The 9,890-nt window shown below is 46.1% G+C and carries 5 protein-coding genes; 3 read left to right on the plus strand and 2 right to left on the minus strand.

The features are described 5' to 3' along the window. Nucleotides 1–142 precede the first annotated feature (142 nt). The 3 genes from FU659_RS09320 (at nt 143) to FU659_RS09330 (ending at nt 8,332) form a co-directional block, all read left to right on the plus strand. Nucleotides 143–6,190, plus strand: a complete 6,048-nt coding sequence (locus tag FU659_RS09320; protein WP_147947314.1) for a glycosyl hydrolase family 95 catalytic domain-containing protein — start codon at nt 143–145, stop codon at nt 6,188–6,190. A 216-nt stretch (nt 6,191–6,406) separates the two neighbouring features. Then, the gene (locus FU659_RS09325; RefSeq protein ID WP_147947315.1) at nt 6,407–7,255 is read left to right on the plus strand and encodes an AraC family transcriptional regulator; all 849 of its coding nucleotides are present in this window, start codon (nt 6,407–6,409) and stop codon (nt 7,253–7,255) included. Nucleotides 7,256–7,342: 87 nt separating this feature from the next. Beyond that, a complete protein-coding gene (locus FU659_RS09330; protein ID WP_147947316.1) occupies nt 7,343–8,332 on the plus strand; it encodes an aldo/keto reductase in 990 nt (329 codons plus the stop codon). A 71-nt stretch (nt 8,333–8,403) separates the two neighbouring features. Here FU659_RS09330 and FU659_RS09335 read toward each other — a convergent pair whose 3' ends face one another. Both FU659_RS09335 and FU659_RS09340 read right to left on the minus strand, forming a co-directional pair. Beyond that, on the minus strand, nt 8,404–9,585 hold the full coding sequence (locus FU659_RS09335) for an NAD(P)/FAD-dependent oxidoreductase (protein WP_147947317.1): 1,182 nt from the start codon (nt 9,583–9,585) through the stop codon (nt 8,404–8,406). Nucleotides 9,586–9,608: 23 nt separating this feature from the next. Then, nucleotides 9,609–9,890 (minus strand): helical membrane plugin domain-containing protein (locus tag FU659_RS09340; protein ID WP_147947318.1); only part of this gene is annotated, 282 nt, incomplete at its 5' end.

A 9,890-nucleotide genomic window follows, 5' to 3' on the forward strand; every position in this document is an offset into this window, starting at 1 on the left:
TGCCATCCCCCTGATTCATCATAAAATTTCGAACATTTTCGATAAGATTGCCTATCACTTGTCTTGAGAGAAGTAATGTACAGTTAAAGAAGTACGATAGAACCTGAACTTGAAATATGAAAAAATAGATTGGAGGAGCTCCATGATATCGGTAAAGCATAAACCTATGCGCAGGTCTTTATCCTTAACTTTCGTCATCACGCTAGTCGCTTCAAGCTTAACTAGTCTTATGCCGGGCACCATTATTGTTCGAGCGGAATCAAGCTTTACGGCGACACAGGCAGTTCTGGACCATTTAAAGCAAAATGATTGGTCAGATCTTCAGAATACACTGTCAGGCATCTATGGTTCAATTTCATCTCCGCTCAAAATCAGTGATGTGGATAAAGGCAGTTACACAACGGGACAGCTTATGGGCAACGGAGACATCGGCGTTATTGCCGCAGGGGTTTCGACCACTTCACAGCAGTTCTACTTCGGCAAGAACGATTTTTGGGGAACGCTTCATGCGCAGGGCAGTTCGGTTAAAGACAATCAAGGTATATTGTCGGGTGGTGGTCTGGATATTTGGCCTACGAAGGCGGCAGGAAGCAATGCATCGTCTGTTTTCAACATGACTCAGGATATTTTGAATGCACAAGTGATTACCAAGATGCAGCTTAAAAACGATGAGGGTTATGACGCGACCGTCGAAATGAGATCGTGGACGGCTGATACGGACAATGTATTTGTAACCGAAGTTGAAAACAGGGGTAACGGTGCCGTAACTCTTAATACAAAGCAATGGGTTCCGAAAATGGCTTATGCCAATTCAAGCGCGACCGATTTAACGGATGCAATTACCACCTATCCCTATACCGGAGGCATTGATACGAAAGGTGCAAATCCCGTCCTGTGGACAACTAGGGATTCCAATTCAGGCGCCACTGGAAACACGTCAAACTTTAGGAGCAGAACGGCGACCGCAACAACTGTTGTTGGCGCTCCGCTCATCAATACCCGAGAAAAGATTGAAGCAAATGACTATTATGACAGCAACAAAGGAAAATATTACAACTCGCTTGGCGAGTCTGGCGATTTTACCGTTGAGGCAGGGACTACAGTCTACTTGGTAACCTACTTCGCGAGCAGCAGCGGCGCTTACGACTCGATCAAGAGTGTAGCTGACGTGCAAGCGGATGCCGTTAGCAGCATTTCTGCTTACACGACCCCAAGCAAGATTAACCAGCTAAAAAATGAACACTTGGATTGGTGGAAAAATTACTGGCTTAAAAGCTATGTGCAGTTTAACGATCCCGAACTCAATAAGTATTATCACGGCTCGCTCTACATTCTTGGCAGCTCCAACAGGCCGACAAGCCTGAACGGAAAAGTCAATAAGCAAAACCTTCCTGCTTCGATGTACGGTGAGTGGATTCCCGCGGATAATGTGGGCTGGGGCGGCAGGTATTTCCTGAATTATAACCAGCAAGCCCATTATTATGCTTCGGGCTCGGTGAACAGGATTGATACTGCGATTCCGTACAACAGAGTTATTGCCTATGATCTCCCATGGCAAATGAATAATGCAGCGGCACAGGGATTTGACGGAGCCGTGCATGTCAGAACCCTTTCGCCGTTTCATCTCATGGCAAGCTCTCAACCGTCCTTGAACGCAAAAGCCTCGACAAAGACGTATGGCTTCAACTCGAGTTCGACAGATCAGAAGTCAAACGGCATGTTTGCGGCAGTTCCGATGATATTCTACTACGAGTACACGCTGGACGAAAATTACCTGAAAACGGTGCTTTATCCGTACCTTAAACAACTGCTCTCCTTTTATAGTTCCTATGTATTAAAACAGGATGATGGTAATGGTCAATACCACTATTCCGTCATTGGCTCTTCCATCCATGAAGGGGATGCTGCCGACATTAATCCGGATTTGGACATTGGCGCTATCAAGTTTATGTCAAACTTCCTCATTAACCATGCTTCAAAAATGAATGAAAACCAAGCCAATCTTGGCCGCTGGCAAGATCTCATGGACCATACTGCGTTCCCGGAAGCGATGCTTCCGAAGGGTATATTCAATGCAGATAACAACAGCAACTTTGTACCTACTTTGATCGCTACTGACTATCAGTCGCCTAATCAGGCGCACGTTGACATGATTGAACCGGGCGACCAACCGGTTGAGCTTGAGGGTGTCGTATTCCCGTTTGAAAATAATCAAGTGTTGGACGGCGACAAAGAGCTGCTGCAAAAGGTTTTGAATACACTTGAATACATGAATGGATGGGCAGCAGCCGGGTTCGCAGGCTGGAGCAGCCAGAACAACGGTTTCCCGAAAGTATTCCCGATTGCTGCAAGGGCTGGTTGGCCTGCAGCGGATTTGATCTCCAAATTTAAAACCTCTTTGAGTGCAAAGGTTCGAAACAGTAATCTTACTTATTATGGAAGCGGTGGCGCAGTTGAAACCATAGCGTCAATGGAAACTTTGGATTCTATGCTGATGCAGAGCAGCACGACACCTAACGTACCTAGTACGATACGGGTATTCCCAAACTGGGATATGGCGAGGTCTGTGAACTATGAAAGGCTCGGTGCTATGGGCAACGTGGAGGTATCCAGCGCTTACGACGCAACAGCACAAACGATTCCTTACGTTGACTTAAACAGCAAGCGCGATGGTAAAATAGCGCTTGTCAATCCATGGACAGCAGGTAAGCCGATCATTCAGGTAGTTAATCAGGATAAAACGTTGGGTGCTACAGTAAATTACACCATTAACGGCGGAAAAATCGTTATTGACGCGCAAAAAGGCACAAGATACATGGTCATGAACGATACGACGGATCCTACCAATCATGTTTCTGATCTTACATTGGATAAATACTCCACAACCCTTATCTATAATGGAAGCAATGGAGCCGATAAAGCGACTATACATGCAACTGTAGTCGGTAATTCAAGTGACAACGTTACCTGGACTTCGTCGGACAACAGCATTGTCGCAGTGGCAGGAAACGGAAATACAGCAACAATCCAAGCGGTGGGCACAGGCGCGAATAAGGTTGCGAACGTAACCGTGACTGCGAGAAGCATACAAGATGGGGGCGTAGCTCAGACTCTTAAGGTCAAAGTAGCGGACGAATCCACCATTCCGACAAGCGTGGCTATGGTCAACCCAGCGACGGCTATCATATACGGGCCAGCTAATACGAGCTCTACAACAGGAAAAGTTACAGGCACAAACAGACTCCAGCTCACGACCGCTATAAGTCCGAACAATGCTTACGACAAGAGAATGATGTGGACGACAAGCAATCCGAACATTGCGATGGTGGATAAGAATGGTTTGGTCATCGCACGTGGAGCTGGTAAGGTTACGATTACCGGTACAAGTATGGCGAATCCACTCCTGCCGCCGGTTGTATGTACCGTGACGGTTACGAGTTCCGGAACAGATTACAGCGGAGATGCAACGCTCTCTTCCGTATTAACCGCTGCCAAATCCATTTCAGCCTATACGGGTGACACAACGGCAAGTGGTGGCTTTAAACAAATATCAACCAGTCCGAATTGGGAAGGAAGACAGGAAGACTTCCAGAAAGCGTATATCAACGCATTGGGTGTAAAAGCTAAATATTCAGGATATTCAACAACCAATATAAGTAAGGATACGGCATTATTTGCAGCAATCGCTTTAAATGAGGGTATCAGGTCGATTGATTCAAGCAAGGCTTTAGTGATCAGCCAAATTATTGACAAGGTTGCTCTTAATGCAGCGATCAACAGTGCAATGAAGCTTACGGCAGACAATTTTAGCACACCAGAGAATTGGGCTGCTCTTCAAACAGCTCTGCAAGCTGCGAAGGACATCAATAATAAGGTAAACGCGACACAAGCAGAAATAGACAGTGCCCTTGCTTTATTGCAAGTGGCAATGAACAAAGCCATTCAAATGCCGGTATCAGGAGGCAGCGTACCTAGCGTTCAGGTGTCCAGTGGTTCCGCTACCATTTATGGAAGCCGCTTTGTTCAGTTACAAGTTCAAGGCAGCCGAACGTGGTCGGTCACTCAGGAAGACGGGACGGCAACTACAGATGCGACAATTGATCCAAGTGGGATCTTATATGCGACGAGTGAAGGTATCTACAAAGTGACGGCTAAGGCCAGTAATGGTTCCGCAGACGAAATCGTTGTAACTTTCAAAAATATGTCTCTCATAACCAATTTATCGCTTAACAATAATGGAAATGGAAGCGCCTTTGGCTCGACAAGTGGCGGATCTTACCCGCCTTCCAACGTTTTTGACAATAATGCGAGTACCTTCTATGACCATAGCGTGACCATTCCTTATGTAGGATGGGATTTTGGAAGTCCTAAAGTGATCAATGTGCTCCGTTTCCTGCCGAGATCGGGAACTAATGCAGCCAGGATTTACCAAGCGAAATTCCAAGGATCGAATACATCGGCAAGCAGTGGGTATGTCGATTTAATTACCATAACAGACAATCCAAGTAACGCCAATTCGTCGTCATGGTATATCAAAACACTGAATAATTCGACGGGCTATAGATATTATCGTTGGTTGGGTACAGACGGATCACATGCAAATGTGGCAGAAATTCAGCTTTTCGTGAATATCGATAGAACAGTGCTTGGAAGCCTGGTGAATTTTGTACAAACGATCGATGAGGAGAATTATAGTGTTTCATCGTGGGAAGTACTGCAGGCGGTTTTATCTAACGCGTCCAACGTAAACGATAATCCGAATGCACCGCAATCTGACATCGATGCCGCTGCAAATGGTCTACAGTCCGCTATTGATGGATTGAAAGTAGCTCCGGGCAGCGCACTGGAAGTTGCGAACAGCATTACATCGATCCCAGCACCATCCCAAAACGCGGCGGCCTTAACCCTTCCCCATGTACCGGAAGGATTTACCTTAGTAATTAAAAGTTCGAGCAATGAGTCAGTTATTGATACATTAGGAAATGTGAGTGTGCCAGATGCTAACACTACAGTAAGTCTTGTTTTGGAAATCACGAAAATATCGAGTGGGACGAGGGCGAATACCACTAGTATTCAAGTTATTGTACCAGCGGGAGCTACGGCAGAGGGAATTGCAAGCAGTATTAAATCGATTCCAGCACCTGCAACAAACGCTACAACTTTAACGCTGCCTACCGTACCAACAGGCTTCACGATAGCCATCAAGCGATCGGACAATACAGCCGTTATCCAAACCGATGGAACGATTATTCCATCGAGCGTGGACACTACGGTGAATCTCGTGTTGGAAGTGATGAGAACATCGGACGGTACGAAGGCAGAGACCGTTAACATTCCTGTTGTTGTACCAGCCAAAACGGAACAATCCGTCCATGTCACATTAAGCGGAGCAAATACCGTTATGGCAGGTGCTTCGTTCGATCTGACATACGGCTTGGCGAACGCCCATGGCAGCGTCTTAGCTCAGGATCTGACGTTCACGTATGATCCGGCGAAGGTTGAATTTATCTCAGTTGAATCCGTGAAAACTGGATTTACGCTTATAGATAAAAAGGAAACGCCGGGCAAAGTCCGAATCCTTGCTGCTAGTATCGGTGGAGACCTTGCCGCGAATGCGGGAGGTGATCTACTGAAGCTGCATTGGAAAGCCAAAGCGCTTACCGAAACATCCTCAGCTACCATCACTATGTCTAATGTAGTGATCGCTAATGCAGAGGGAGAGGAAACACGAGTAGAAGGCACTTCGCGCAGCGTAGATATCACTTATGTGAATAAAGGGGCTCTCAACACGCTCATTACCGAGGCTCAGCAAACGCATGATACAGCGATGGAAGGCACGCGTGCCGGCCAATATCCGGCAGGATCGAAAGCATTACTGCTGGCGGCGATTAATAGCGCCAAAACAGTAGTTGGCGATGCAGCGGTCACTCAGCAGCAAGTGCAGCAGGCAGCGGTTGACTTAAGTGCAGCGATCCAAGCATTCAGGGCTTCTATAATCACCGGAACTCCTGGAGATTTAAATAATGATGGTAAAATAAGCATCGGTGACTTGGCGATTATTGCGAAATATTACGGAAAATCTTCAGCCGATGCGGATTGGGAACAATACAAATTTGCGGATCTCAATAATGACGGTGTGATTGATATTGCCGATCTTGCGATCTTAGCTAGAATGATATTGAATTGGTGAACAGGTTTTGTGTCAAATCTCGATATACTTAATAGGACCGTCAGGGATTCCCTGGCGGTCTTTTGCCGTACTGTTTTTCTTAGGGCGAACGCTTTATTCTTAATTGAACTTGAAGAAATGAGGAATGCCGACATGAAGCTTTACCGTTGGATGACCTACATGCTATAGACACATGATTTCATGGTATAATGTCTTTACAAGAAAGTAGGTGTGAACATGGCGACATTTCAATACAATCAAGAGCGTCTATTCCGTGAGGACCCGGATCTTCATTTGTTTTATTGGGGTAAGGAAGATTGCGTGCCGGGCCATTCAGTTGGACCTGTAGTTCGCGATTTGTACAAAATTCATTTTATACATAAAGGGAAGGGTCTTGTTCGTATAGGCATTGAAACGCATGAGCTTCTGCCAGGGCAAGCATTTCTCATATACCCGAATGTCATTAGCTATTATGAAGCGGATCAAGATGAGCCATGGACGTATTCGTGGATTGGTTTTCGCGGAGCTCAAGTCGAATCTATTTTATCCCGCACGCGACTGTCCCCCGAACATCCTGTCTTTCCGATGGATTGGAAAGTCATGCCGAGCATGTATGATCAATTAACGGAAGCTGCCGGGCGTGAAGGGGGCAATGATTTATTGATCAAGTCCATTATTTATGGATTTATGTCTGTTCTGGTAGACGTGATTCCTGCCTCCTCGAACGGGCATATTCAACCAAGTAAACTGGATGTTTATGTGATTCAAAGCATGGAATTTATTCATGCTCATTATAATGAGCCTATTTCCGTAGAGCAGCTTGCTTCTTTACTCAAGCTGGACCGTAAATATTTCTCAACGCTTTTTAAAGAAGCTACAGGACTGCCGCCCCAGCAATATTTGCTCCAATATCGGATGGATAAGGCTTGTGGGCTGCTGGAGAACAGCAGCTATGCGATCGGTGAGGTGGCAAGCTCGGTAGGATATCAGGATCAGCTCACCTTCTCCAAGATGTTTAAACGCGTAAAGGGAGCCTCTCCCAAAGCATTTCGATGTGAATCGGCAACTGGAGCAAGCAGACATTAGGACATAAAGAACATCCTTATGAACATTGGCTTCTAAACCGAATCTCGCTACAATGAAACTAATTCACATCCATTAGGAGGTTCCAACATGAGTTATTTAGCAAATTCATCCAGATATGATGCCATGACCTATAACCGCAGTGGCCGTAGTGGTCTAAGATTGCCGGCTATTTCTTTAGGGCTATGGCACAATTTTGGTGGTATCGATACATTCGAAAACGGCAGAAACATGCTAAGAAGAGCCTTTGATTTAGGAATTACCCACTTCGATTTAGCGAACAATTACGGACCGCCTGCTGGTTCTGCCGAAGAGATGTTTGGCCATATGGTAAAGGGGGATTTCGCGGCTTATCGGGACGAGCTCATCATTTCGACGAAAGCAGGCTATTATATGTGGCCGGGTCCTTACGGAGAATGGGGCTCAAGGAAAAATTTGATTGCTAGTATAGATCAAAGCTTGAAACGCATGCAATTGGACTATGTAGATATTTTCTATCATCACCGTTCGGACCCGAACACGCCGCTTGAAGAAACCATGGGTGCTCTGCATCAAATCGTTCAGCAAGGCAAAGCGCTTTACGTTGGTATTTCCAACTATAAACCTGCGGAGGCCAAAGAAGCTTCACAAATTTTGAAGCGGTTAGGCACTCCATGTGTCATCCATCAACCTGATTACTCCATGATGTCACGCTGGATTGAAGACGGGCTTCAAGATGTGTTGGAGGAAGAGGGAATCGGTTCCATCGCTTTTTCACCGTTATATAAAGGTATTCTTACCGATCGCTATCTGAATGGTATTGCTCCGGATTCCAGAGCGGCAAGCTCAAGTGTATTCCTCAAATCGGAAGACATTAATGAAGAACGAATTTCGAAAGTCAGAAAACTAAACGAGCTTGCGGTTGAACGGGGTCAAAAAATGTCGCAAATGGCACTGGCGTGGGTATTGCGCGGTGGCCGTGTGACGTCAGCTTTGATCGGCGCGAGTAAAGTGAGTCAAATTGAAGATGCGGTTGAAGCTTTGAAGGTATCGACGTTCACACAAGAAGAATTGAAACGCATCGATGAGATTTTAAAATAAAAAGAAATGTCCGACTCGAAAGCGAGTCGGACATTTTTGGTTAACGCTGTATGGCACGTGCTTTGCTGCTCTTAGTAAGCCAGAGCGAAAAGACCGTGGATATGGGATAAATAGCGGATGTTACTTGCTTCTTTCATAAGTGAAGCCGGTAGACCCTTCAGTTGTGTACCGCTGGCACCAATCGTACCGATACCGTCTTTGCGACCAAGGCTTCCCAGAGTTCCAGAGAATACAGGTGTGAAAGTATCCATTACACCGCCTTTAAGCTGTACAGAAAGGTTGTAGCCAACCGTCTCACCCATTTGCCAAGCAAGTTGAGCCGTAGGAGGGTAAGGACGTTCGCTGCCTTCAGGGAATACAACTGCACAGTCGCCAGCCAAATAAACATCGGCATGGGAAGTGGACTGCAGCGTTGATGTAACCGTTGCGCGACCGCGATCTTCAGCGATACCACAGCTGCCAACAACCGGATTGCCTTTAACTCCACCTGTCCAGATGATGGTATTGGATTCGATAGTTTGGCCATTTTTAAGAGCTACTGTATTCTTGGTAGCTTCTGTAATAGCTACACCCATAAGGAACGTAACGCCGCGTTTTTCAAGGCTTGCAACGGCACGATCGATCAGGACTTTTGGGAAAATAGGCAGAATGGAAGGTCCGGCCTCTACGCAATATAGCGAGATATCGCTGTAGTTAATCCCTTTGCTGCGGCAAATTTCAGGCAATTTGTCCGCAAATTCACCGACTAACTCAACACCCGTCAAACCGCCGCCACCAACGACAATCGTTGCATCGGCTTTGTTTCCGGACAGCTTGTAGGCATCCAGGCGAGCTTCAACATGCTCACGAATTTTGTTGGCATCCGCGGCAGACTTAAGAACAAAGCTGTGCTCTTCCAGTCCCGGAATCCCGAAGTAGTTCGTTTCACTGCCCAATGCGACAACAAGCGCATCATAGGAATGGACAGCTCCGCTTTCCATCACAACTTGTTTATCATTCGGCTTAATTTCTTTAATTGTATCTACAACCACATTGACATCTTTACCGCTCAATAGCTTGTTCAATGGAAGCGCAACAGCCTGCTCCTTGATAGTGCCGCCAGCTAAACGGTGAAGCTCCGTGATGATTTGATGGGTTGGAAAACGGTTGATGATTGTAATGTTCGCTTCCGCCGCCGTCAAGTATTTCCGTGCTGTCAGCGCAGTTAGAATGCCGCCGTAACCGCCGCCCAGAATTAGAATTTGTTTCGACATGTTCATCATCCTCTTTGTCCGTATTAATTTTTGCGCTCAGCCAATACGTTCAAGAACGCTTGAGCAAAACGAAGTGTCTTCTGTACTTCTGGATCTTTCAGCATTTTCAACATGGCGAATAGTCCAACTGTTGATCCTGCTTCTGTTTGGGAACGTTCACTGGCTTCGATCGCTGCAGCAGCGATTCCTTTGGCTTTCTCTTGAACTGGTTTAACAAATTCACCAATTCCGTGAGCGAAATCGTTGATCAAAACTTTGTCTGTGGCAACGCCTTGAGCAAAATCGTAGGCTTTCGTCATTAGTGT

Source organism: Paenibacillus sp. N3.4 (assembly GCF_008017805.1).
Lineage (GTDB): Bacteria > Bacillota > Bacilli > Paenibacillales > NBRC-103111 > Paenibacillus_E.